We start from the raw sequence: 26018 nt of genomic DNA, 5'->3' as shown, positions 1-26018 counted from the left end.
TCAAGAGGGATGAATGAGCCGCAATGTCAAAATGATGACTGCAGAATCAACTCCACTTCATATGCGAATCGGATAGCCCTACAATGTATTCCGCGCCTTCCGGCGATCACTTGGGAGGCAGCATCGAGCTGGCATCGCCGAGCCATGCCCCGAAATAGGGCCACTGGGCACCATCGCACCAGAGGAAGACGAAGAAGGGCTTATCGAAGATGAAGCTGCGAGGGACCATCGGAGGCGGAGCCCCGGGGTCACCGAAGGGCTCTCCACCAAGCTCCACCTTGGCGCGAACCTTTGCCCCCTTTTCGGTCATCTCAAAGTCGACCTGCTGAAAGGCGCGGGTGATGACCCACGGTGGCTCGCCTTCCTTGTAGGTCCGGCCGCCATCGAGGAGCGGCTGGAAATCCACCTGATTGCTCAGGGTGAGATAGGGAATGCGCAGGTCGTCTTTCCCATGCAGGCTGCGATCGTTTGCGGACCCATACTCGCCGCGGAAGCCGTCTTCGAACCAGACCTTCACCTTGCCGCTGGCGAAGGCGAAGCTTTCGTCATTCCGCGGCATGTAGAGCACTACCGATTCCCCGCCATCCGCAAGAAGCCGCACGGCTTGGGAAGCCTCGTCCTTGTAAAGAACGTGCACCGAATCGGAAAAGGCTGCGGAGCCATCGCCCCGGGTTCCGAAGAACTGGACCTTGGTTTCCTTTCCGGAGCGATCCTTGAAGACCAAGGGCGCGGAAGCGGAACGATGGAGTGCTTTCGTGAAGGTGAGCTTACGGTCGAGAAGCGCGAGGACCAGGCGGGCCTGGGGATTTTCGGAAACGGCGCCGGGGCTAAAGGGACCCTGTGCTTCGCCGAGCATCGCGGCGGCCTCGTTGTTCGCCTGATCAAGAAATTCCTTGTTCGCCTGGCCAGACCAAACCTTCCAGCGGTCCTTCGGCATGATGGACTCCGCATTCCACTCGAAGGAATCCAAGAGATTCATGAGCGGGTTGGGAGGCTCTACCTTGATCGGGCGACCGCCGAGGTCGGCATTCATGCGGTCCCATGCGGCCTGAAAGAGCGGGGTCCAAACGATGGTCTTGTCGGCGGGGAATTTCTCCTCCGGATGAGCCACCGCAGGAAGATCCTGGGCGATGGCTGCCGCATTCACGGCCAGCAGGACGGGAAGAAGTGGAAGCGCTCGGGTAAACATGCGCCCACCAAACTTCATCCTGCTTCCCCGATGGAAGAAGGAATTGCCGCCGGAGCCGATCCTCAGGTTACAAAGCTGACACCCTCACAGGTGACCTTCCTGCACCCCGGGCGCGATGATCTCATTCGAGAGCTTGTTATGGAACTCGAAGAGATCCGTGCGGCGGTCGGTCACAGGAGTGACGCTGCCACTCAGGCGCGAGCGATAGAGATCGGAAATATCGAGATCCGTGACGAGCATGGTCTCCACGTTTGGATCCGCCTCGGCCTGGATGCCGTCGCGGGCGAATTCGAAATCGCTCGGGGTGAATACGGCAGCGCGCCCGTAATGAACATCCATCGCGGGCACATCGGGAAGATTGCCCACGACTCCCGCGGTGGCGACGTAGATCTGGTTCTCGATCGCCCGAGCCGCCGCACAGAGGCTGACGCGGAGGTAGCCCTGGCGATTGTCCGTGCAGTACGGGATGAATAGTATTTCCACGCCACGGTCTGCCAGATAGCGGGCCGCTTCGGGGAATTCCACATCGTAGCAGATCAGAACGCCGATCTTTGCCTTCGGCGTCTGGAGCACGATCAGCGAGTCGCCACCGGAGATGCCCCACCACGTTTTTTCCGAAGGCGTGATGTGGAGCTTCGGCTGGGAGACGTGGGTGCCGTCCGGTTTGAAGATCATGGAGGTATTCTCCAGACGTCCATCCGGCAGAGCCACCGGATGGGATCCGGCGATGAGATAAAGTCCCTGCTCCCGAGCCAGGCGGCTCATCAGCGCGCGGAACTGATCCGTGTATTCGGACAGCTTGCGGATCCCTTCGCGCGAACCCATCGGCGGCAGTGCGCTGAGCAATTGCACGGTGAGGAATTCCGGGAAGACCACGAACTCCGCTCCATAGTCCTCGCCCGCCGTTTCCACGAAGTAGCGGACCTGGTTGGCGAAGTCGTCGAAGTCCGCGACCTTGCGCATGTGGTATTGCACGCAGGCCACGCGCACCTTGTTCCCCATTTCGCCCGGGGCCTGGTATTCCGGGTTGATCCACTCGATCAAAGCAGCGTTGTCGCGGGAGCGGTGATCGTGGAGGTAGTTCGGCATGATGCCGCGGACCGCGAAGCCCTGCTTGATCTGGAAGCCGAGCACGGGGTCGGGAATTTTTCCATCCTGCACCTGCCAGACGTATTCTTCCGGAGTGAGGCGCGCGGCGTGTTCATCGTAGTGCCAGAGACGCGCACCGGCGAGGATGCGGCGGAGATTCAGGCGGCGGCAGAGATCGCGGCGGGCAGAGTAGAGCGCGGCGCCGACGCCGAACTTGCGGGCGTCCGGGTCCACATAGACGTCCGCGCCGTAGAGAGTATCGCCCTGGGGATCGTGGTTGTAGAAGTAGCCGTCGTCCGTGACGCCATCGTAGGTGTGCTTGCGCAGCGGATTGCGACCGAGCGAGACGATCAGGGATGAAGCGACACCAAGGATCTGGCCGTCCTTTTCCGCGAGCAACTGGCCCTCCGGAAAAACGTGGAGGTGGGAGCGCAGGTGCTTTTCATTCCACGGGCCGCCAGCGTCATTCGGCTGGGGGAAGCAACGGCGGTGAAGCGAGAGGATGGCGGGGATATCATCGACGGTAGGATTCCGGACGAGGACGGCACCCAGCTTCGTTTCGTGGTCTTTCGGCGGCACGGGGGTAGAAAACGCGGGAACGGAGAATCCGCAAAGATTGAAATGGGGAGCTCCCTGCCGGAAAACTTTACGGCCGGCACGGGGGTAAACCCAAGAAACCCCGTGCCGGCCGTATTTAGGCAGTCGCTACAAGCAGGAAGGTGAAACCCAAGAAACCAACGTGCTCGCCACGACCTATGTGAGACCAATTTAAGCGCCGTTCGTGCCAAGTCTCGGCCAGAATTTAGGAAAAATTGTCACACAAGGTCGTTCAAACACTCTTGCATGAGGGGGCCGAATGGATTTCGCGCCCTCCTATTTGCCGCCGTCCACGATTTCCCGGATGTCTTCATCCGAGAGGTCAACCCGCTGATAAACACTGCGTGCCGCATCGATCATTGAGATCGCGCTTTCCCGCTCGTCGTGGATGACCTTGATCTCGAGTTCCTCGAGTTCTGCAATCTCAGCGGCGAATTTCGCACGGCCGAAAATCACGATCGATGGATTGTGTTCCCGCACATGAGGCACTGCCGATTTGGTCAGCTCTACTGCCGGAAAGGTGAAGGCGACCATCCTTGCGCGCCCGATGCCGGCGAGTTCGAGGGCTTCCGGGTGCGAGGCGTCGGCGAAGAGCACCGGCTGCCCGGCCGCCTTGAGGGCGCGGACGGTATCGGAATTCAGCTCCATGATCAGGGTGTCCACCCCTGAACGCTTCAGTGCCTCGTTCAGAGCCTTGCCCACGGGTCCGTAGCCGCAGATCACGGCGTGATCGGAGATCTCCTTGATGACGTGGGTGGGCGTGAGATTTTCCGCAACCGGTTTCTTTTTCGCGGTGAAGAAGCCGGCCTTTTCCAGCACGTGCCCGAAGCGACCGCTACCACGCATCAGCAGCGGAACCACCGCCATGGTCAGGGCGGCGCAGCACAACAGGAGCTGCTGCACGTAGGGATCCGCCGGACGGTAGTCGGCGGCCTTGCCCAGGAGCACCAGCGAGAATTCACCGGAGCTGGAAAGCGCTGCGCCGGTGAGCAAGGCAGGCCGGAGGGGCAGCTTGAAAAGCCGCGCGACGCTGAAGGCGATCGTTCCCTTCACCAGCAGGATCAGGATGCTGAATCCGAGGATCCGGACCCAATCCGACATCATCGCGCCGAGGTTGATCTGCAGGCCCACCGAAACGAAGAAGATCGCCAGGAAGAGGTCCTTGAAGGGCATGATGTCTGCCATGATGCGGTGTCGGTAGATCGACTCGCTCACTACGAGGCCCGCCGCGAAGGCACCCAGGGCGGGTGAAAGGCCGAGGAGGGCACCGAGCACCGCAACCCCCGAGCAAAGGGCCACGACGGACAGGGTGAACAGCTCCCCGCTGCGGGTGCGAGCCACGGCATGGAGCAGGGGCGTGATGCCATAGCGTCCGAGCAAGAGCGTGCCGCCGAGGAAGAGTATCCCCTTCCCCACTGCGATCGCGATTTCCGCCGCCACGGATCCCTCCCCTTTTCCATAGAGTCCGGGCAGGATCAGGAGGAAGAGGATCACCACGATGTCATCGAAGAGCGCGATCGCGAGCGCGGTTCGGGCGCTGGGGTTGTTCGGCTGCCCCATGTCTTGGAAGGATTTCATCGCCACCGCGGTGGAACTCAGCGCCACGGAGACCGCCAGCACCACGACTTCTGCCGGAGGCCGGATCCCGCAAAACCACGCGATGGCTCCGCCGATCGCCGATATGGTGCCCACCTGGATGCCGCCGCCGATCAGCGAGACCCGCCACAGATGCTTGAACTCCCCGAGCGAGAACTCGACCCCCAGAGTGAACATCAGCAAGATGACGCCCATCTCTGCGAGGTGCGCGATCACCCCGTCCATCTCCGTATTGTGAGTCCCGAAAGACCCGAGCAGGGAAGTGTTCGCGATGATGATCCCGCAGATCAGGTAGCCGATGAGGAAATTCTGTTTCAGCTTCGCGAGCAGCAGCGACATCAGCACGGCGAGCAAAAGCACCATGCTGAGGACGCCGAACAGCGGCGAAACGTCTGCCGCACCCGCGGCAAGGAGCGAAAAAGCAAGCATCGTCGCAGGTTTTCCCGACCCCTTGCCAGCCAGCCAAGTAAAAAGGATCTAACAGGAAAATTTAGACCGTTTTCCAGCTACCAGCCCGCCACGGCCATCTTCCAGCGGGGGAAAGGGTCCTTGAAACGCTTCGGCCACTGCTTTTCAGGGAGGGCGTATTCCTCCGGAGTGAGCAATGCTCCGTCCAGCATCGTGGTGAGCGCCTCCCGGTCCATCTTCGTGCCGATCAGCACGATTTCCTGCCGGCAATCGCCATTGGGATCCATCCAGACACGGTCGATGTGACGGGTATCCTGCGGCCAATGATCACGTGGGACGGCAGCCCAGAAGTGCCCCGCGCACTGGTGCCGGGCGACTGCGCCTGCCTGCGACCAGTAGCCCGCCATTTTCAGGCGACTCGCGAGCCAGAAGACTCCTTTCGAACGGATCACGCCGGGCCACTCCTGCTGAAGCAGCTTGTAGAATCGCTCAGGGTGAAAGGGAGTGCGGCGCTCGTAGACGAAATTCGAGATCCCGTATTCCTCGGTCTCCGGGGTGTGCTCGACCAGTGAATCGAGCCAGCCCTTGTGTTGCTCCGCCTGCTTGAGATCGAAAAGGCCCGTACCCATTACCTCGGCGATTGGAATTTCGGAGTTCACCGTTTCATGGATCTTCGCACGCGGGTTCAGCGCGCGAATCATGCCATGGACCGAGTACCGCTCTTCCGCAGAGATCAGGTCGGCCTTGTTGAGCAGGATGACATCGGCGAACTCGATCTGGTCGCTGAGCAGATCGACAATGGTCCGCTCATCCCCTTCCCCGGCGCTTTCACCGCGGCTGCTCAGGCTTTCATCGGAAAGGTAGTCGCGCAGGAAATTAAGCGCGTCGACTACGGTAACCATCGTATCAATCTCCGCCACGTCGCCCAGTGAGCGGCCATGCTCATCAGTGAAGGTAAAAGTCTCCGCGACTGGCATCGGCTCGCTGACTCCCGTGGACTCGATGAGCAGGTGATCGAAGCGCCCCTCCCGCGCGAGCTTGCCGACTTCCAGCAAAAGATCCTCGCGAAGGGTGCAGCAGATGCAGCCATTGGTCATCTCGACCATCTTCTCCTCGGTGTGGGACAGGGCCGCGCCGCTGGCGCGGACCAACTCGGCATCGATGTTCACCGAGCTCATGTCATTGACGATGACGGCGACTCGTTTGCCCTCGCGGTTCCGAAGAATGTGATTGAGGAGCGTGGTTTTACCGGCTCCGAGGAAGCCGGAAAGGACGGTGACAGGTAGCTTAGGCATAATTGCGAAAGAGGTTCGGGTGCCCAACGGCACAGCGGCGTCGTATGCTCGGCCAGCCATATTTGCAATTAATTTGCAAATACATCAAATCAGCATCAAACCTCCTTTTATTAAGCACGACCCCCTTGAAACCTTGGAACCGAGTCACTTTTGCGAAATTCATGCACATCCCAAAAAAGTACTTTTGCATTTTTATTGCACATGCAGTCACGCCTCATCAGTGCTATCGACGTCATGAGCACATCCTCACGCCTCCTTTTCGCCTCCCCGCTTCTTCTCGGACTTCCTGCCTTTGCTCAATCGGCCGACCTCCTTCAACCCGCCACCACGCTGGATGAAATGGTCGTCACCGCCTCGCCCGCTGACCGGACGCTTTTCCAACAGGTTCAGCCGGTCACCGTGCTGGGCGGTGAGGATCTGCAACTCAATCTACAGCCAACCCTCGGCGAAACGCTTAGCCGGGAGCCCGGCGTGAGTTCCACCTACTTCGGTCCCGGGGCCAGCCGTCCCATTATCCGCGGCTTGGGCGATGACCGGGTGCGCGTCCTTCAGAATGGCACCTCGGTGCTGGATGTATCGAACGTCAGTCCGGATCACGCGGTCGCGACCGATCCCCTGACGGTTCGCGCGATTGAGGTGGTGCGTGGACCCGCGACGTTGCTCTACGGCCCCAATACCATCGGCGGCGTGGTGAACATGATCGATGACCGGATCCCCGACGAGCGCTTCAACGGCAAGTGGCCCTCCGGTCATTTCGCGAGCGCCTTCGGCTCTGCGGATGATTCCGAATCGCTCTCCGGTGCCCTTACCTTCGGCAAGGGGCCCTTGGTTTTTCACCTCGATGGCTTCAGCCGTGAAACCGACGATCTTGAAATACCCGGCTTCGCCCGGTCCACGCGACTCCGCGCCACCGAGCCCCTGGCGCCCGGCGAGGTCGAGCCCTATGGCACACTTCCTAACAGTGCCACCGAGTCCAAGGGTGCGGGCCTCGGAGCCTCCTACGTGTGGGACCAAGGCTACTTCGGCTTGTCCTATTCCGGCATCGATTCGCTCTACGGCACGGTGGCCGAACCGGACGTCACGATCGATCTCCGCCAGCGCCGCTGGGATTTCCGCGGAGCCTTCCGCCAGCCCACGTCATGGATCAAGGAAATCGACTACAAGATCGGCCACTCCGACTATGCCCACACCGAGTTCGAAGGCGCTGAACGAGGCACTGAATTCCTGATCGAAGGCTATAACGGCCGCATCGAGCTACTTCATGAAAAACTCGGGATCTTCGAGGGTGCCTTCGGCATCGAGACCCAACACAGCGACTTCTCCGCACTCGGCGAAGAGGCATTCCTGCCTTCGGTAGAGAACGATGTGAACTCGGTCTTTCTCTTCGAAGAAGTTCCGCTCAATGAGAACACCCGCCTGCAATTCGGAGCTCGCTATGACCGCCAAACGAACGAGACGGATCCGAATCCAGCCTTCGGTCCCGGGCTTGACCGGGACTTCAATGCCTTCAGCACTTCAGCGGGCCTCGTCTACAATCCCCTGCCCGACTACGCGGTCGCCCTGTCGCTCGCCTATACCCAGCGCCCGCCGACCTACGTCGAACTTTTCGCAAACGGCCCGCACGTCGCCACCGGGACCTATGAGATCGGGGATCCGAATCTCGATACCGAGGACTCTTTCTCCATCGATCTCTCCGTGAGAAAAAAAGCCGGTCGGGTCACGGGAAGCGCTGGGGTCTTCTACTACCGCTTCGACAAATTCATCAGCCTGGCGCCCACCGGAAGCGATTTCACCGATCCGGACAACGGCGAGACCATTCCGATCTATGCTTACGATGCCGTGGGGGCTGACTTCTACGGTGGGGAAATCGAAGCGACGGTTCACTTGCTCGAGCCGGCTCTGGCGGAAGAAGCCGCAGACGCCAAGTCCGCAGCACCGGCTGCGAAGGCAAGCCAGCGACTGGATCTCATCCTGCGAGCGGACTACACCCATGCTGAGAATCGCGATACCAACGAAGCTCTGCCACGCATCCCTCCTTTCCGGAGCTCGGCTGCGCTGGAATACCAGATCGATCGCTGGGCCGCTCGTCTGGAAGGCGAGTATGCCGCCCATCAGGACCGGCATGACGTGAATGAACTCCCGACCGATTCCTACTTTCTCATCAATGCCGCGCTGAGCTACAGCCTCCCGATCGGAGATGTGGATACCACCTTCTATGTGAAAGGGGTGAACCTCACCGACGAAGAAGCCCGCCAGAGCACCTCGATTCTCAAGGACATCGCGCCGCTTGCGGGGCGCGGTGTGGTAGCCGGCGTAAGAGCGGAATTCTGAGGCCGTCTCTTCCGATTCTTCGGAGAATCAAAGACGAATCTACGGATTGGACGGATTCAGCGGATTGTAAATTCGCGGTTGGATGCAGATACGCATCCCGATCAAAGAAATCCAGAAATCCGTTCAATCCTTCGTTTTTGTCCGAGGAATCGAAAAAGCTTGGATGGAACACTTGGCATGGTGCGAAACCAACCGGGTCGGTCCGCCCTAGCTTCCACGCTCACCGTCGACCATCCGCCAGATGCCCAGCGGATTGGCATCCTGGAGCTCCGGAGCGAGGCAGGCATCCGGGAAGCCCTGGTAGCAGACGGCACGGACGAAGCGCAGGATCGACATGGTGCCGACCGAGGTACTACGGCCATCGGAGGTCGAGGGATACGGGCCACCGTGGACCATGCTGTGGCAGACTTCCACACCCGTGGGAAAAGCATTGAAGATCACGCGTCCGGCCTTCGCGGCAAGGGCAGCCACCAGCGGGGCATTGGCCGCGAGTTCCTCGTCGGTGCCGTGAATGGTCGCCGTGAGCTGACCTTCCAGCTCGGGGATCGTGGCCTCGATCTCGCCGAGGGTGCCGCGAACGATGATGGCCGCGGGACCGAAGATCTCGTCTTGGAGCAGGTCCTCTTCCAAGAAGCGGCGCACCGAAACCGAAAACACTGCTGCTGCGGCTTGCCCGGCAGCACCCGGCGCGGCACTTCGTCCCACGGTTTCCACGCCGACCGTCTTCGCGACCGCATTGACCGAGTCCACGTAGGCCTCACGAATTCCATCGTGAAGCATCGTTCCCGGCATGGAGGTGCCAAGCAGCTCCTTCAGGCGTTCCAGAAAAACCAAGCCACAGCCATCCGGAAGGAAGACCAAGCCCGGATTCGTGCAGAACTGGCCAACACCCAAGGTGAGTGAATTGAAGAACGCTTCCGCAAGGGCAGCTTCGCCACGCTCCAATGCGCCGGGCAAAATCACCACCGGATTCACCGAGCTCATCTCGGCATACACCGGGATCGGCTGAGGTCGATTGGCTGCGGCATCCATCAGCGCGAGCCCACCCCTGCGGGATCCGGTGAAGCCCACCGCTTGGATCGCGGGATGCTGAACCACCGGAATACCAACCAAGGGACCGCCGCCGTAAAGCAGCGAGAAGACGCCCTCCGGCATGCTCGTGGACAGGGCAGCACGAAGCACCGCCTGTCCCACGATCTCCGCCACCCCGGGATGAGCATGATGAGCGATCACCACCACCGGGCAACCCGAGGCAAGAGCCGCCGCGGTATCGCCACCGGCGACCGAAAAGGCCAAGGGAAAGTTGCTAGCGCAAAAGACCGCGACCGGACCGAGTGGCTTCAGCATGGAGCGGATGTCCGGCTTCGGCAGGGGCTGGCGATCCGGCTGTGCGCGCTCAATCCGTGCATCCACCCATGAGCCTTCCTCGATAAGCGATGCGAACAAACGGAGCTGTCCCGTGGTGCGTCCGGTCTCGCCACGCAAGCGCCCGTCCGGCAGCCCCGTTTCCAGAGCGCCGCGCTCCGCCAAGTCATCTGCCACGCCTTCGATCTCCGTAGCGATCGCCCTCAGGAACGCGGCGCGCTCCTTTCCGGAAATCGCCGAGTAGGCAGGAAATGCGGTGGCGGCCAGCTCGACCGCCTGGTTCACCTCATCGGTGGTGGCGGAGAGGTAGATGGGCTCGAGCTTGGCACCGCTGGCGGCATGCACCGCTTGGCCCGCAGGCTCATTGCCGCTGCCGCGCGAGTAGCCGATGACCGAGGTTCCGGAGAGCGTGGATTTCATGAAGGAGACGCAAGACTGGAAGACGCAAGACTCAAGACTAGAGTTCTCGATTTCAGACCGCCGGGGCGGTGGCCAGCGCCTTTTCGATGACGGCGGTGGCGTCGGCAAGTTCCTTGCCCTCGAGCTCGAGGCGCGGCGGACGGACGCGGTTGTTGCCGAACTTGCCGCCGGTCGCGAGGTTTTGCTGGAGCTTGATGAGCTGGACGAACTTCACGACCGTATCCATGCGCAGCATGTCGAGCATCCAGGTGTAGATCGGCATGGCTTCCTCGATCTTGCCGCTGGTACCGAGGTCCCAGAGCTTCACGTTGTGCTTCGGGAAGGCACCACCCACGCCGGTGATCCAGAACTTGGCACCCATGGCGGCACCCTCCAGGGCGCAGTCATCCACGCCGACGCCCAGAACCAGACGGTCTCCGCAGACTTCGCGGATCCCGGCGATGCGGCGCGCGTCCGTGGAGGACTCCTTCACGGACTCTACGTTCGCGTGTTCATCAGCCAGCTCCTTGATGTGCTTCGGCGTGAAATCGGTCTTATACGCTACCGGGTTGTTGTAGATGATGCAGGGCAGGTCCGTCGCGGAAATGACGGCGGACATGTGCGTCTTCATCTCACGCCAATCGGAGGCGTAGAGATAAGGAGGCAGCACCATCAGGCCACGACAGCCGTTGTCCTTGGCGGCCTTGGCGAGATCCACCGCTTCCTTCGTGGAAAGCGCGGCGATGCCCGGGATGATCGGGGTGCCGGGCAAGGCATCCACATACATCTTCTGCAGGCCCACCTTCTCCTCGAAGGAAAGCGTGGCACCTTCACCAAGCGAACCATGCACCACGATCGCGCTGCAGCCGTTTTCGATCAGCCACTTCCCGTGTTCCGCCATGAGGCCATGGTCGATGGTCAGGTCGGCGTTGAACTGCGTGAGGGTGGCGGGCATGACGCCCTTCCATTCGATGCTCATGATATCGGTCGGTGGTGGTTGTTAGAGAGGTGCGGGGATGCCGTGGAGGAAAGGATCGGAGGGATCGAAGTAATAGACGGACTCGCCATTGACCCAGGCACGCCCGGTGACGAGCGGGATGACCCTGCCATCGGGAAGCTCCTCCACTTCTCCCTGGAAAACGGTGTCGAGAATGCTGGCCTGCCGCCAGATCTGGCCAGGCTTGAGCTTTCCCGCTGCATGCAGGCTGGCCAGCTTCGCGCTGGTGCCGGTGCCACAGGGCGAGCGGTCATAAGCCTTGCCGGGACAGAGGACGAAGTTCCGGCTATCCGCCAGCGCGGGATCGGCAGGAGGGCCGAAGGACTCGATGTGATCGATCTCCATCCCGTTCTCGCCGGTGATGCCTTGTGTTTCGAGAGCTTGGCGAACTGCCCAGGTGAAGGCGGTGAGGGATTCAAGATTCTTGAACTCCACCTTCGGGCCCTGATCCTCGATCAGGAAGAACCAATTGCCGCCCCAAGAGATGTCACCGCACACGGTCCCCCACTCCGGCACTTCCACCTCCACATCGGCAGCGAGGCGATAGCTGGGCACGTTCGCCACGGTGACCGAGCCATTCTGATGGAGATGCGCCACGACCACGCCCACCGGGGTATCGATCCGATGCTCTCCGGGGCCGATCCGCCCGAGGTGGGCCAAGGTCACGGCAAGACCGATCGTGCCGTGGATGCACATGTTCAGGGTGGAGACGTTATTGAAAAAGATCACCCCGCAGCAGCAGTCCGGCGCGTGAGGCTCCACTAGCAGAGCACCGACCATGGCCTCGTGGCCACGCGGTTCATTGCAGACGGCGCTGCGCAGCCAGTCATGCTCATCCCTCAGGCGGCGGGCCTTTTCCGCCAAGGTGCCGGTGCCGAGATTCGGCCCGCCTTCGATGACAACACGGGTAGGCTCACCTTCAGTATGGGAGTCGATGACACGCAGGCGCGGGGAACTCATGGGCTGGCCCACCTTACATGCAAAGGTCTTGTCGGATGAAGCACTTCCGCATCCCGAATTGGCATACAGCCTCAGGGAACCAGCGAAAATCCCGCAATGTAGTCCTTCAGGATCTTGTCGGCCGTCTTCTCGTTCTTGGCGACGATGACCCCGAAATGAGCCACTCCGCCAACTTGGAAAAGAATGACATTCATGTGGGTGCCGGCGGAGGCACCGGAGCGGACCGTGGCAGGAAGGCCTGCGATCGTCTCGGGACGCGAGGTGGAACCCTCCGTGCTGGAGCGGTTCAAGTTCACGCGGAAGATGTTTTCCATCATCTTCGTCGCGAAGGACGCGTCATTCCCCGAACCGTCCGTCTGAATGGCAAAGTGGGTCACGACCCCCGATTGGCCAGTGAAACTGACGATATTTCCCAACTTCGAAATCACCGGGTGCGGCTGTTCGGCGATGGTCCAAGGACCGTCCGCGAGCGACATCTGGAATCCCATCCGCAGGTCGTGAAAGCGGCCGCCCGAGGTTTTTGACGAATTCAGGGAATCACCGGGAAAGGTGTAGGCAGTGAGGCACTCTTCCGCGAGCTTCGGGAAGGCTTCCATGACTTCCACCTTCGCAAAGGTGTTCATCTGGATGCCTTGGCCGTCCTTGAGGGTGGTGCAGAGATGATACTCCAGCACCGCATCCTCGGCCTGTAGCACGTAACAGCTGCGCAGGATCTGCTGGCCATCCACGACAAGGGGAGGAAGGACCTTCGTCCCAGGCTGGAAGTTTCCCTCCTCAAGCGCCGCCGCTGCCGCTTCATGATACTGGGTGGCATCCCCTTCCGACCAATCTTCCACGAGCAATTGGGTATTCAGCCCCTTCTCGATCTCCATGGCCTGGAAAGAAATGTCCTCATTCCGGGCGCGGGCCTGATCGCCAACGTGAAATTTCCAGAAGCCCGCCGGGCGCTTCCAAGCGATCCCGGCTCCGAAATTCCGATACACTCCGCCGCGAACCGAGAAGCCTTCGCCCACGGCGCCAAAGCTGTCCGGAGACGCTACCAGTGCCGTGCGCAGTTTTTCCGCGGCGGCATCATCCAGGAAAGAGAAGGACTTCAAGCCCTCCTTCAAGAAATCAAAAAGAGGCTCATCCTTGCGCTTGTGCTGAAGGCGCCAGGCCTTGAACTGATAGCCGAGATCACCCCGGACAAAGTTCCCCAGATAGATTTCAATGGGCATTTCCCCGGCAACCAGGGCGCGGGTGCACTCGAATGGAGTCCCGGCGAAATCGAGATGCTCTTTCCCCTTGATCTCAGCCTCCTCCACCAAGGTAGACGTGGCGGATGAGACAAATTTCTCCCGCCGGGATTCATCCACCGCCTCGCTTGCAACCGTGATGTAGAGCCCGAGATCCGGCCGCGCGAGGCCGATCTCCGCGTCCTCACCCGTGCTGGCCAGGCTGGCACCCCACATCAGCCCCCACGGGCCGGACGGCTCGGCAGCCAGCCGCGAGATGGCGCTTTCATAGCGGTTGTTGAGAACTCGATTCCCGACCCCGATCCCATCGGGAAGGGTGTCCGGCGGAGGAAAGGTGATCTCTCCTTCATCGAGAGACACTGCTGCAATGAAGGATGTCAGATTTCCGCGATCGGCTTCTTTCCGTGGCTCCCACGCCATGATCTGATATCCCAGATCCCCGCGGAAAAATGAGACGATCTCGTAATCCAATTCGATCCCATTGAGCTTGCCGGTGATGGTCTGCTGAAGGGCAGGGATACCGCCGATTTCCGCCTTCCTAGGTTCCGCCGCTTCAAGGTCCTGAAGCAGCCCTGCGTAGTTCGAACGAATGAGCTCGGCATAGGCTTCCAATTCCATCCCGCCGACCGGCTCCACCACCACGGCACCATAGGTTCCACCCACCCTGCTCACGGCGACGGCGGACTCCGGAGCCACCGCCAGGCGCCGCTCCTTGTCCACGACCTGCCATTTCGAATCCAAGCCGCGAATAGAGAAACGGAAATGCTCGTCGCGAAAGTCGACCGCCGTCTCGGAGGCAACCATCGTCGATTGATTCATCGGCACGACCTGCTTTTTCTTCCCGCTGCAGGAGACCAAGCCTACCGCGGATGCGGTCGCCATGCATGCTGTCACGAATCGCCATTTCATGGATGCCCCTGACTAGCCGGGACCGGGCCATGGTGTCGATGCCGCGGAGACCAGCCGGGACGAATTCACGGAAACCTCACATAGGAATTTCGTGCCGGACTTCCATCGGAGATCAAGGAATCGGACTAGCCGCCGGAGGCCTACCTGTGGCATCGTAGGCCCGGAGGATGACACCCGCAGCCCGACTTCGCAGGAGCTTTTTCGATTCGCTGGACGGCATGCCGCCGGTGGACAGCCTTTTCGACGCGGTGCCGGACATCGTGTTCTTCGTGAAGGACGCCCATGGCCGCTACATGGCGGTGAATGGCACGCTGGCGGAACGTTGCGGCCTGCCTGACAAGGAGTCCGCCATCGGACTGACGGCCGAGGAGCTTTTCCCACCGCCGCTGGGCGAGGGCTTCGCCGCCCAAGACCAAGAGATCCTGAAAACCGGCACCGGCATTCGCGATCACCTCGAGCTGCACCTTTACGCCGGCGGCCGCCGCGGCTGGTGCCTGACCTTCAAGGAACCGGTGCGGGCGAAAGATGGACGTGTCATCGGTGTCTGCGGTATTTCCCGGGACCTTCACGGGCCGAGTGACCGACAGGAGGACTTCGCCGCGATGTCGAGGGCGATCGATCACATCCACAAGCACTTCGACGAGCCGCTGCGCCTGCCCCAACTCGCGGAAATGGCCGGGCTTTCGGTCTATCAATTCGACCAGCGGATCCGCTCCCTCTTCCACGTGACCGCGGGGCAATATCTGGTGAAGGTGCGCATTGATGCCGCCTGCGACCGCCTCGCACAGACGAACGAAGTCATCGCGCAGATCGCGCTGAGCTGCGGTTATTCGGACCAATCCGCCTTTTCCCGGCAGTTCAAGCAAGCTGTGGGGATCAGCCCCTTGGCTTACCGGAAGAAGATGCAGGGGGCCTGACGCAGATCTACTGTGGCCAAGACGCGCTCGCCGCGCCATGTTCGGCAGCGTGATGAACGAGCCCTATGTGATTCCCCCCGAAACCTACGCCACCGTGCTGCGGCTCGTCAGTGATATCGTGAGTGCCGCTGAGACGGATGATGAGGTGCTGCGGACCCGGGCCTACGATCGGCTGCTCGATTGCTGCGAGACGGAGACTGCCGCCGGCCGGGGATCCGGTTTCATCTGGGAGGCGCTGGCCGATGTGACAGATGAGGATGAGCAGAGGCTGGAATATTACCGCAAAGGTCTGGCGCTGGGCCGGGCCAATCGGGAACCAGTCCAGACGATCCTGTTGGAGATGGGGCGAATCCATGTGAAGCGCGGAGACCACCGGCAGGCCCTTCCTTTTTTGGAAGAAGCCCGCAGCATTGCGATCGCGGAAAGTGACGACGGCACGGAAGGCGCCGCTTCAGCCCTGCTGCTACAATTGCCGGATCTGGACTGAGCCCGCTTCGTTCTTTCCTGAAATCTTCCCGGTTCTTAGAGTCTGATAAAGCGCTGGCATGCCGACTTACTCCTACCTCATTCCGCTGCTTATCGGAGCGGTCATCGCGGGCATCGGATTCAAGATGCAGATCCCGAAGGGAATGGCGATGAATCGTCCTGCCTTGGGGGCCTCGCTGATTACGTGCTCGCTTTTCTGGATCGTCGCCTGTGCGTTGCAGTTGGTCTCTGGAGCGAAGATCTCATTTGCCTTCAATTTCCTTTCGATCGTCCTCTTCTTCGTGGGAATCGCCTTCTTTTTCAAGGCGCCGCTCGGAGCTTCCCGAATCAATCAGCATGGCCCTTTGGGCACGGCATTCATCTGGGCCGGGGTGGTATTCGGCCTGGTCCATGGCGGGGCGCTGCTTTTCCATCCGCCTTGGCAGGAAGCAGTGCTAAGGATCTGCGCCTCCTTCGGGCTGACAAGGTAAGTTGCATCTCACGGGATCGTCACAGGAATGGCAGATCTCTAACAGGCTGGCCCGGTTATCCGATCCGTGCACGATGCCGACGATTCAAATCCACCGCTCTTTCCTGCGTGCTATCCTAGCCCTCGGTGCGATCGCCGAACTGCATGCGGTCCAGCCGCTCCAGGCCGCCGACGCACCTCTACAGGAAGAGGCCAAGCATCAGTTCGAAACGATGAAGTCCACCTTCTACCAGTATCGGACCGAGGTGAACCGTGAGACGGGTAGTTATCGATATGATTGCGTGGGTTTCGTGTCCTACTGCCTGCGGGTGAAAACGCCGGAAGCATGGGCGACGGTCTTCAAGGAAACCGGGATCGGCAAAGGACGCATCCCCAGCCCACCCAAGTATCAGGTGTTTTTCGCGAAGCTCCCGGAACAACCGCAACCGGGGTGGCAGGCGGTTCCGAAGGCCTCGGATTTGAAGGCTGGCGATATCGTGGCATGGGAACACAAGACCACCAGCGCGGTGGGGCATGCCGTGATCCTTGCCGGCGATCCGCTGAAACAAGGAGATGGATCATGGAAGGTGGAGGTCTTCGATTCCACGGGATCTCCTCATACGGACGACTCCCGCCCCGAAGATGAGCGAGCCCAGCGCCTTCCTTCCGGCAAGCGCAGCGGCTTGGGCCGCGGGGTGATGGTCTTGATCGCGGATCCAGAGACGGGGGCCCTCACCGGACTGCGCTGGAGCCTCAAGGCCGATGCGGTGATGGTACCGATTGCGGCGGGGCGGCCGGTCTCTTGAGCCGTCGGAACGAGGTGTCTTTCCGCCGCCACAAGCCACAGATCGCCAACCCTGCTCCCTTGGCTCAGGCAAACCGCTCCACGGCCATCTGGGTGATCGAGCGGAAGGGACGCTCGTTCGCGAGCAAATCCACCACCAGGCTGCCTGTCACGGGACCGAGGCTGAGCCCCATCATCGCGTGACCGCTGGCGACCGTTAGATTCGCGAGCTTCGGCGCACGGCCGAGATAGGGAATCCCGTCCGGAGATACCGGCCGCAGTCCGGCCCATGGTTTCACGCCCTCGAAGTCGGTTTCGGAAAACTTCGGGAAATAGGCATGCACCGATTTCACGATGCCCCTCACGCGAGAGGGATTGATGGAAAGATCCAAGCCACCGACTTCCATCGTGCCCGCAAAGCGCAGGCTGCGCCCCATCGGCGTGATCGCCACCTTCGCTTCCACGAAGATCGAACAGACGCCGGGCAATTCGGGCGGATTCGGCAGCGTGAGCGAGTAACCCTTGCCTGCCTGCAGCGGCAGACAGATGCCCGCTTTTTCTAACAAGCCAGGCGTCCACGAGCCGCCGGCCACGATGAATTCATCCCCTTCGAACTTGCGGGCGCCCGCCTTCAAGGCGGTCACCTTGCCCGACTTCGTTTCGAAGCCATCAACCTCCACGCCACTCACGATCTCGCCGCCAAGCGCAGCCACGCGTTTGCGGATGGAGGCCATGAAGCGCGCCGGGTCGAGATGGCAATCCTGCGGGAAATACACGGCACCGGCCACATCCATGGTGATGTCCGGATCGATCTCCGCAGCCCCGCCAGCATCTAACACTTCGGCTTCGAGACCGATTTCCCGTGCCGCCTTGGCGACCTCGGCTTCTTCATCGAGGCCCTTCGCCGTCTTGCAGAGCATCAGCATCCCGCGCTTCTCGAGGCCGAAGTCCTCTTCGTCCGAAAGCTCGGCGAAGAGGCGGCGGCTTTCCAGATTCAGATCCCGCAGCAGCTCCCGGGTTTCCTCCACGTGCTTCGCGGTGGAACTCCGGTAGAAAAGCCATCCCCAGCGGGCGAGGTCCAGATTCACCCGCGGACGGACATAGAAGGGGCTCTCGGGATTGAACATCCAGCGCAGGCCCTTCGAGATCATACCGGGAGCGGCAAGCGGGATGAAATGGCTGGGCACGATCATGCCGGCATTTCCCATCGAACAATTGTCGCCACCCGCGGCCTCGCGCTCGATCACCGTCACTTGGAAACCACGGCGCAAGGCATAGTAGGCAGAGCACATTCCGATCACCCCGCCGCCCAGGATGACCACCCGGTTTTGGCGAGGGTTCACGATGTTCATGCTAGCGGCGGGGTCTTGCCGGAGTCTTCAGGAAATGCTCGGAAATCGAGACATCTCACGGGCACTGGACAGGTCGCCGGGGGGCGTGCATCATCCCGGCACGAGATGAAGAGAGCCGCCGCCCTTGTCACCACCCTGATCATGGCGTCGCTTCCCGCTTTCGCCGCCCCACCGAAGGTTGCCATGGTGCGGGTCGCCGATGTCTTCCGCCAGCTTGAGGGCACGGTGAAGGCAAACGAGGAGATCCAGACAAAGCGCGAGGCCCTGAAGAAAGACAGACGCCAGGTCGCGATCGACGAAATGGTGGCCGATCTCCAACTGCGCGGTAAAAAGCTCGCAGAAGCCGGAACAACCATTGATCCGGAAACCCGCAAGACGCTCGAGCGGGAATTTCTCCTCAAGCGCCAGGAGGCAAAGTCACTGGAAGAAGATTTCGAATCCTACCGCGCCGAAAAGAACAAGGAGATCAATGCCGAGATGGTCGCAGGAATGCGGACCCGGCTCGATCTGATCCGCGTCACCGCTGAAAAGATTGCCAAGCAGGATGGTTATGACTGGGTCTTCGACAGTTCCGGACAAACCAATACCGGCGTGCCGCTAGTGCTGTATTCCAAAAACCCGACCGACCTGACCGACCGGGTCCTGGCAGTGCTCGGCCCTGCCAAGAATGACCCGAAAACCGGCTCGACGAAGCCCCCCGCCCCGCCGAAGAAGAATCAAAATCGCTGACCGCGTTTCAACATGGACCAATTCTGGGAATACCTCAAACACCCCTTCACCCTCGGCCTTCTCCTTGGCCTTGCGGTGGCTGCCGTCGCTTGGAAATCCGGATTTTCCGCCCGCCGCCGGCTGGGCAAGGACATCCGGAAGCTGGAGAACGAGCTCCGCGAGCTTCAAGGACATCTCAATACCCAGCTGAAAATCAATGCTCAGGGTAACGATGCCGTGCAGAAGGAGCTGGAGGAAATGAAGCGGCAGAACGAGAATCTCCGTGTCAGCCTCGCCTCCCTTCAATCCAAGCCCGGCAAGGCCGAACTGCGCCACGCCCAGATGACCGAGAATGCGGTGCGCCTCATGCGCGAGCAGGCTCCGGGATTCGCTCCGGCGTGGGAAAAGGCAATGCGCCAGGCCGAAGTAGAGCTGGAAGCCGGCGAAAGTGGCCTGAAGAAGCTCGTTCGCCGGGTGATTCCCGGGATCGGAATGAGCGGCGGCCCAGCCACCGCGACCGGAACTCAGGAAGGGGAAGCCTGATTGGGCGACTCAAACGCGGGACAAATGAAAAAATGTCCTTCCCGGCGGTTGCCATCGGGAGGCGGACCTGTTGAGTCTTATTGAGTCATTATTTGACAGGTTCCAACTGCGGAGTTTCCAAAAGATGTCCAATAGTTCCGATCACGATATTCTCACTGTCCTCGACGCGGCCGGCCCGCAATGGGCCGAGCTTCAGGCTTGGAAAGCGGTTCCGGTGGAGCCCGCGGTGAACGGCTCCATCACGCTTAACGGACCCGCTTTTGTCTATCGTTGGGAGAACGGTCTGGGACCCGTAAAAGTCTCTTTTTGGCCTGAGCAGGAGGGCCGGATTTCCACTGGAAACGGACACCTCCTCGCGATCGAACCTGGTCTCGGCACCATCCGCCTGAAACTGCCCGGCCGTGAGCCGATGGTCGTGGGTGCCGTGGATCCGGTGATTTACCAGCAAATCGGCGAACTTACCGGCGAGGCTCAGTCCGCTTTCCAAGGCCAATCCGGCGAAAAATGGTCCCGCGACCTCGTGATCGTGGCCGCTGCAATGCGACTGGCGGCGCTCACTCGGGAAGCCGCCGCTGCCGCTGCGGGTCCGGACCGCGGGACCAAGCGTTCCCCGCGCAAGGACCAGCTGGTGACCCAGCTCCACGAGTGGCTGCGCCCGAACTTGGAAAAATCCGTCAAGCTGGGCGACGCCGCCAAGCGCTTCAGCAAGAGCCCGCGCCAGCTGATCCGAATCCTGAAGGAAACAACCGGTGCCGGATTCGCCGAGCACCTCACGATGCACCGCCTGACCTTGGCCCGCGCCCTCCTGATGCGCAGCGGTCAATCGGTCATGGATGTGGCCCGCGCTTCCGGCTTCAACAGCCGCGAACAATTCATCCGCTCTTTCAACAAGGCCTTCGGCTGGACCCCTCTCCAGTTCCGCAAGGCATGGAACCAAGCCGCGCTGAGCGACTCCGAATTGGCCGAGCTCTGCCAGGTGTCCGAGCGCTCCGCCGTCGAGTGGCTGCCAGTCGGCTCCGTCGCCGCAAGCCCGGAGGAAGACCGCGAAGGCGATCCGCATACCGTGGTCGTGGCAAATGCCCTGCACGAGATCGTGGAGCTCTTCTGGGTCACTCCCCAAGGCAAGCGTGCCCGTATCGACGTGCTCGAGCGCGGCGGCATGGTCTTCGTGAACCGCGACAACGGTGGCTCGTGCTGGATCGTCCGCTCGCCCGGTTCCGGTCGCGAGCGCTACTTCCGCACACCGAACGACCACGCCCTCGCCGTCGTCACCGCGGCAACGATGGAAGGCTGAAACAAAGCTTTATCCGAAACGGCGAGCGTGGATTCCGCGCTCGCCGTTTTCTTTTCCTTCATCGGGGGCGGAGAATCAGCACGGACGCTTCGGTGGCGCGACTGATCACTTCCTGCTCATCCCCTTTGGCCGGAGCCTTGGGCGGATTCTTCAACATCGCCGCCTTGGCCTCCGGGATCTTGTCGATGAATCCACTCACCACGCTGCACTTGATCGCATAGCTCACATTGTCGGCCCTCTCGCCATCGCTCCCCATCAGCTTGGCGTTGACAATCCCCACAACCCAGCCCGTGGAGAAATCCACCAGCGCCCCGCCCGAATTCCCCCGATGAACCGGAATGGAAGTCTGGTAGCTATCCTTGCGGTCACCGACACCCGATGCCGCGCTGATCCTCCCGTCCGTGAATTTGGGCTCCACCCCCTGCAACATGGGATTAGGATAGCCGACGGTGAAAACCGTCCGCCCCAGCGAGAGGTCGTTGTCACCCTTTGACACGGCGAGCCAAGCCTGCGAACCGCTGCTTGTTTTGAGCATCGCAAGGTCATTCACCGGATCAGCCTTCACGACCTCCGCTTCGACGACGTCGCCGCTGCGCAGACGGAGGTCCACTCTCTTCGCGGATCCAACCACGTGCTCATTAGTGAGGATCCAGCCATCTGCAGAGATCCAGAAGCCGGACCCTACGCCAACATACTTCGCGAAATCGAAAGCCGGCCCCCGATCCGTCTTGGTCTCGGGATCAGCTTCCATCAGTTCATCGACAAACTTTCGGGCGTCCTTCTGATTGTCTTCAAGCCACTTGCTAAGCACCGGCTTCTTCTCAAACCAGAGGACCAAGCGCTTCGCCACGTAATCCTTCAACTCATCTTCACTCTTCGGGTCGTTCGAGGAATCCCCGTCATTCATCAGGTTGGACATCCCCCACATCACGTCCCGCTGGACGTCCATGAAAGTCCGGGCAGCCTCCTTGTCTCCGGCAAAAAACTCCGTGGTGAAGTAATCGAGAAATTTCTCCTTCTCCTGATTGTAGCGCGCCACCGCTTCCGTCTGGACGGTATCGAAGGCCCGCTCCGACTCCTCGCGCTCCTTCAACTCCTTGGCCGCCATGGCGTCCTTTATCTTCTTCAGCTCCTCGTTAAGCTTCGCCTTCTCCGGATCGACCGGAGCCGCGGGAGCCGGAACCACGGCAGGTGACAGGGCCCGTGCTTCCTCGGGTGGAGCTGGAGGTGCCGGCGGTGCCACCGGCTTATGACCGCCAGTCTTCAGCCAGACAACCACGCCTACAAGAGCTACCGCCGCCGCACCCAAGCCATAGAAGGGAGCCTTGCTCTCCTTCGCTTCCTGCGACGGACGACCGGGAGCCCCCCTCCCTTGCGGGCGCGGAGTTGGCGAAGGGCGGGCACTCCGGCCGGGCGCTGCTTGCTGCGGGTGAGAAGGCACTGCACGCGCTTGCACCACCGGGACAACAGGAACCTTTGCCTCCAGGACAAACTGTTGGCTGCATCCCGGGCATTGAACGGTGCCACTGCTACCTTCGGGGGCGAGCATGGTCATTCCGCAATGAGGACAATCGAACTGGAGTTGCATGGGCGAAGGGCAGCTGGAGTTAGGGCAGACGCGACCCTAGCTAATAAGCACATCCGTTGATGCCAAGGGTTTTCAATTGCGCTGAGTCGTCATCTCACGGCGAAGAACCACGCGCGGCCAGGGTGCCTAATGGAAGTACCACTCGCTGCCTGACCTCAGGCAACTCCACCTCCGACCCAAAAAAACCGCGCGCCGCCGGAGACCGGGGCGCGCGGGATTCTAGAGATCGGTCAATCGATCACGCAAAGAGATCCATCACCGGCTTGCCCTTATCGGCAAACTGGAAGGGACGCCCAGATGGCGACATAACGGTCAGGTCATGCGGCACGCCGAGCGCGGCAGCGATGGTGGCATTGAAGTCCTGCGGGGTCACCGGATTGGTCTTCACGCGCTCGCCGCTCGGATCGGTCTCGCCGTACTTGTAGCCACCCTTGACACCGCCACCAGCCAGGAGGCAGGTGAAAGCAGCCGGGTGGTGGTCACGACCGTCATTGTGCTCCGTCTTGATCTCCGGGGTGCGGCCGAACTCGGTGGCGACAACCACCAGCGTGTCCTTCAGCATGCCACGGGACGCGAGGTCCATGATCAGGCCGGCATAGCCTTGGTCGAGCTCCTTGCAGCGGCCTTCCACGGCAGCAAAGTTATCGTAGTGGGTATCCCAACCGCCGAGCTGCACTTCCACGAACCGCACGCCGTGCTCCACCAAGCGGCGGGCAAGCATGCAACCTTGGGCAAAGCGGCCATTGCCATAGAGCTCGCGGGTGGAAGCCGACTCGTCCTTGATGTTGAAGGCCTTCAGATCCTTGCTGTTCATCAGCTTGATGGCCTCCTGATAAAGCTCTTCGTAAGCCTTCACGTCCGCATTCTGGTAGCGGCCGTGGAACTGCTTGTTCAAGCGGTCAGCCAAGGACAGGCGGCGATCGAATTCTTCCTGCGAAACCGAACCCGGCTTCTTGGAATCCTGCAGGCCATCGGTCGGGCTGCCGATCGGAGCTGCCGCATACTTGGCACCGAAGAAGCCGCCACCGGAGTATTCCTGCGAAGAGTCGATCGCCACGTAGCCCGGAATCTCCGGATTATGGCGGCCGCCAAGCTTCATCACCCAGGCACCCAGGGAAGGATGCTTCACCGTGCCACGCATGTCATAGCTGGTGTGCATGATGTAGGTGCCCTGTTCGTGGGCACCTTGGCGGGAGGTCATGGAATTGACCACGCAGACCTTGTCCATCACCCCGGCCGTTTTAGGCAGCCACTTGCCCACCATGATGTCGGTGGCCTTGGTGGGGATGGTTTCGGTGGGTCCCATCACTTCCTTCTTCTTCTTCGGGTCGAAGGTGTCCAAGTGGCTCATGCCGCCGGACATGTAGAGATAGATCACGCTCTTTGCCTTCGGCGTGGCCGCGGCGGTCGGAGCTGCCGATGCGAGGCCGCTCATTGCCGGAAACAGGTTCACGCCGAGATACATCTTGGCCGCATTTGAAAGAAAGCGGCGCCGGGTCGGCTCGTCGTAGCGATTGAAATCCGAGGAGTTCATGGATTTTTAAGAGTGAGTCAGGGGGTTTTTATTGCAGGAACAGGAATTCAGAGGACATCACGAGCGCGGAAACGACGTTGCGGTAGCCCGCTTCCTTGCCCTTCTTCACTTCATCCAGCATCCAGCCCATCTCTTCCGTGCTCGGCGGGCGGCTGAGGATCGTCACATAGAGACGGCGGATCTTTTCTTCATCCGTCGTTGCTCCTTCGAGGCTCTTGTAGAGGCTCGCACCGGAATTGTTCACCAACTGCTGCTGAACGTAACCGTTCATCAGCGAGAGCACCTGACCCACGTTCGGCTCGCGGCTGGAGCCATCCACCACGATACGGTCGGACTGGCCGAAGAGGTAAAGCAGGTGATCACGCGGAGCCGGGCTCGGAAGCTCGGAAGCTCGGACGGCGGAGTTGCTGCCGTATTTCTGGATCTTCGCGTTCATGCCCATCATGTCGCCACCGCTGCTTGAGGAACCTCCTTCCGCCTTCACATCGGCGAGCAGCTTGTTGAAGTAACCGCGGACCGCTTCTTCGGATTCCAAGGCCAGCACCTCCTTGGAGACCTGGGTCATGTTCTTCTTGCCCACCAGCACGGGCTTGTTGCCGACGTAAATGCGGTCATCAAGTGAACGGCGTGGAAGCTTGTCCGGATCGCCATTCGCCAGCGTGATCAGGGAATCCCAGAGCTGCTCCGCGGAAAGACGGCTCAACTGGCGGCCATGGAAGTCATCCCCGGAAGCAACCTTCGAGGGCTCCGGATTCGGAACGAACTGGAAGGTCTTCGTGTTGAGAAGCACCTTCTGGAAAGCACGCAGGTCATAGTCCAGCTCGACCATCAGGCCGATCAGATAACGCATCAGGTCCGGGTGATGGAGCTCCTTGGCGTCCTTGTATTCGTCCACCGGCTCATACACCCCGCGGCCCATCACGCGCTTCCACATCCGGTTCGCGGCGACGGAAGGAAATTGATCCCCGGTCTTGGTGGTCACCCACTCGGCCAGATCCTTGCGGCCGTTACCCTTGTCGTTCTTTTCAGAAATGCGGACCGTCTTGCCGAAAGGAGTCTTGGCTCCGATCATCTGACCCGGCTGGCCATCCTTGTATTGATAGTCCTCGGGCAGCTTGATCTTCCCTTCCCCGGAACCACCGAGGCTCAGGCCATAGACCCCGTCCCACATGACTTGGGCGACCTCGTAGTCAACCGCGTTGCGGCGATCCGCATCCTGGACCTCGTCCCAGAGCTTGCGCATCTTGTTTTGGCCAAGGGCACCTTGGCCTTCCGTGAAGGCGGCGAGTTCGTAGAAATCGTGACGCTCGGTCGTGCCGAAGGGATCATCGTGGCACTGCGCACACTCCATGCGGGAACCGAGGAAAACGCGCATCGAGTTCGCCAAGTTGTCCAAAGGCATGCCGCGGTCGCGCGTGTAGTAGCCGACGGACGCGGTCTGCGGATCCCAACCGTCACCGGAGGATGCCAGGAGCGAGTTGGTGAAATCATCCCACGGCATGTTGTTCTCCAGAGCCGTGCGAACCCAGTTACGATAGGGCTCGAAGTTCCCTTGGAAGCCCGGGCGACCGTCGGTCACGCGCAGCAGGTCGAAGGCCCAGTTCGTCATGTGGCTGGAGTAGCCCTTCGACTTCATCACATAGTCGATCAACTGCGTGCGCTTGGTCGCATCCTCGATCTCTAGGAAAAAACGGGCCTCCTCGGCGGTGGGAATGCGCCCGATCGCCACCAAAAAGACACGGCGCAGGAAGGTGGCGTCATCGGTCACTTCCGGCACGGGAAGCTTTTGCTTGCGGTACCACGCGGCCACGTGGCCGTCGATGGTTCTGGCAGCCTTGGCGATGAACTCCGGATCTTCGCCCTTGGGTAGCTTTTCTGCCGCGAAGCCGAGGGTGCCGAATGCGAGGAAACAGACGGCTGCAACGCTTGTGGATCGTTTCATGGGTTTTGTGATGCGTAAAATACGCGTTTGATAACAACCCGTCAATTCGCCG

General features: G+C 60.8%; 20 protein-coding genes. 8 read left to right on the top strand and 12 right to left on the bottom strand.

Features of this window, described 5'->3' with window-relative positions:
• Positions 1-106: 106 nt before the first annotated feature.
• From HHL09_RS21865 to zigA, 4 genes are all read right to left on the bottom strand, one after another.
• On the bottom strand, positions 107-1189 hold the full coding sequence (locus tag HHL09_RS21865; protein WP_169456773.1) for a serpin family protein: 1083 nt from the start codon (positions 1187-1189) through the stop codon (positions 107-109).
• 84 nt (positions 1190-1273) lie between these two features.
• Positions 1274-2857 carry a bifunctional GNAT family N-acetyltransferase/carbon-nitrogen hydrolase family protein gene (locus HHL09_RS21860; protein WP_169456772.1) on the bottom strand — a complete coding sequence of 528 codons (1584 nt, stop codon included), beginning with the start codon at positions 2855-2857 and terminating at the stop codon, positions 1274-1276.
• Positions 2858-3151: 294 nt separating this feature from the next.
• Positions 3152-4900 (bottom strand): cation:proton antiporter, encoded by a 1749-nt coding sequence (locus HHL09_RS21855; protein WP_169456771.1) that lies wholly within the window; start codon positions 4898-4900, stop codon positions 3152-3154.
• A gap of 77 nt (positions 4901-4977) precedes the next feature.
• Positions 4978-6174, bottom strand: coding sequence for a zinc metallochaperone GTPase ZigA (zigA, locus tag HHL09_RS21850; protein WP_169456770.1), 1197 nt, complete (start codon positions 6172-6174; stop codon positions 4978-4980).
• Between the two features lie 234 nt (positions 6175-6408).
• On the opposite strand from zigA, the gene HHL09_RS21845 reads away from it, so the two are divergent.
• A complete protein-coding gene (locus HHL09_RS21845) occupies positions 6409-8505 on the top strand; it encodes a TonB-dependent receptor (protein ID WP_169456769.1) in 2097 nt (698 codons plus the stop codon).
• 207 nt (positions 8506-8712) lie between these two features.
• Here HHL09_RS21845 and HHL09_RS21840 read toward each other — a convergent pair whose 3' ends face one another.
• From HHL09_RS21840 to HHL09_RS21825, 4 genes are all read right to left on the bottom strand, one after another.
• A complete protein-coding gene (locus tag HHL09_RS21840) occupies positions 8713-10290 on the bottom strand; it encodes an aldehyde dehydrogenase (NADP(+)) (protein WP_169456768.1) in 1578 nt (525 codons plus the stop codon).
• A gap of 52 nt (positions 10291-10342) precedes the next feature.
• Positions 10343-11248 (bottom strand): dihydrodipicolinate synthase family protein, encoded by a 906-nt coding sequence (locus HHL09_RS21835; protein WP_169456767.1) that lies wholly within the window; start codon positions 11246-11248, stop codon positions 10343-10345.
• Between the two features lie 21 nt (positions 11249-11269).
• Positions 11270-12226 (bottom strand): proline racemase family protein, encoded by a 957-nt coding sequence (locus tag HHL09_RS21830; RefSeq protein ID WP_169456766.1) that lies wholly within the window; start codon positions 12224-12226, stop codon positions 11270-11272.
• Between the two features lie 71 nt (positions 12227-12297).
• The gene (locus HHL09_RS21825) at positions 12298-14343 is read right to left on the bottom strand and encodes a hypothetical protein (protein ID WP_169456765.1); all 2046 of its coding nucleotides are present in this window, start codon (positions 14341-14343) and stop codon (positions 12298-12300) included.
• A 194-nt stretch (positions 14344-14537) separates the two neighbouring features.
• Between HHL09_RS21825 and HHL09_RS21820 the strand changes: the two genes are divergently transcribed.
• The 4 genes from HHL09_RS21820 (at position 14538) to HHL09_RS21805 (ending at position 17027) form a co-directional block, all read left to right on the top strand.
• Entirely contained in the window at positions 14538-15287 is a 750-nt protein-coding gene (locus HHL09_RS21820) for an AraC family transcriptional regulator (protein ID WP_169456764.1), read from the top strand.
• A gap of 37 nt (positions 15288-15324) precedes the next feature.
• Positions 15325-15774, top strand: coding sequence for a hypothetical protein (locus tag HHL09_RS21815; RefSeq protein WP_169456763.1), 450 nt, complete (start codon positions 15325-15327; stop codon positions 15772-15774).
• A 58-nt stretch (positions 15775-15832) separates the two neighbouring features.
• Positions 15833-16243: a hypothetical protein gene (locus tag HHL09_RS21810; RefSeq protein ID WP_169456762.1), complete on the top strand. Its 411-nt coding sequence runs from the start codon at positions 15833-15835 to the stop codon at positions 16241-16243.
• A 73-nt stretch (positions 16244-16316) separates the two neighbouring features.
• Complete coding sequence (locus HHL09_RS21805) at positions 16317-17027, top strand: hypothetical protein (RefSeq protein ID WP_169456761.1); 711 nt, start codon at positions 16317-16319, stop codon at positions 17025-17027.
• Positions 17028-17091: 64 nt separating this feature from the next.
• Here HHL09_RS21805 and HHL09_RS21800 read toward each other — a convergent pair whose 3' ends face one another.
• On the bottom strand, positions 17092-18348 hold the full coding sequence (locus HHL09_RS21800; RefSeq protein WP_240963683.1) for an NAD(P)/FAD-dependent oxidoreductase: 1257 nt from the start codon (positions 18346-18348) through the stop codon (positions 17092-17094).
• Positions 18349-18462: 114 nt separating this feature from the next.
• On the opposite strand from HHL09_RS21800, the gene HHL09_RS21795 reads away from it, so the two are divergent.
• From HHL09_RS21795 to HHL09_RS21785, 3 genes are all read left to right on the top strand, one after another.
• Positions 18463-19086: an OmpH/Skp family outer membrane protein gene (locus HHL09_RS21795; protein ID WP_169456759.1), complete on the top strand. Its 624-nt coding sequence runs from the start codon at positions 18463-18465 to the stop codon at positions 19084-19086.
• 12 nt (positions 19087-19098) lie between these two features.
• Entirely contained in the window at positions 19099-19608 is a 510-nt protein-coding gene (locus HHL09_RS21790) for a hypothetical protein (RefSeq protein ID WP_169456758.1), read from the top strand.
• Positions 19609-19732: 124 nt separating this feature from the next.
• Positions 19733-20902, top strand: coding sequence for a helix-turn-helix transcriptional regulator (locus HHL09_RS21785; protein ID WP_169456757.1), 1170 nt, complete (start codon positions 19733-19735; stop codon positions 20900-20902).
• A gap of 58 nt (positions 20903-20960) precedes the next feature.
• On the opposite strand, the gene HHL09_RS21780 is transcribed toward HHL09_RS21785, so the two are convergent.
• The 3 genes from HHL09_RS21780 to HHL09_RS21770 form a co-directional block, all read right to left on the bottom strand.
• Entirely contained in the window at positions 20961-22457 is a 1497-nt protein-coding gene (locus tag HHL09_RS21780; protein WP_169456756.1) for a S1C family serine protease, read from the bottom strand.
• A 271-nt stretch (positions 22458-22728) separates the two neighbouring features.
• Positions 22729-24024 (bottom strand): DUF1501 domain-containing protein, encoded by a 1296-nt coding sequence (locus HHL09_RS21775; protein ID WP_169456755.1) that lies wholly within the window; start codon positions 24022-24024, stop codon positions 22729-22731.
• A 28-nt stretch (positions 24025-24052) separates the two neighbouring features.
• Positions 24053-25966 carry a DUF1549 domain-containing protein gene (locus HHL09_RS21770; protein ID WP_169456754.1) on the bottom strand — a complete coding sequence of 638 codons (1914 nt, stop codon included), beginning with the start codon at positions 25964-25966 and terminating at the stop codon, positions 24053-24055.
• Between the last annotated feature and the right edge of the window lie 52 nt (positions 25967-26018).

The sequence above is a fragment of the Luteolibacter luteus genome, assembly GCF_012913485.1.
Classification (GTDB): domain Bacteria; phylum Verrucomicrobiota; class Verrucomicrobiia; order Verrucomicrobiales; family Akkermansiaceae; genus Haloferula; species Haloferula lutea.
Note: the sequence above shows the minus strand (reverse complement) of the source record. Positions and strands in the feature narration are given on the sequence as shown.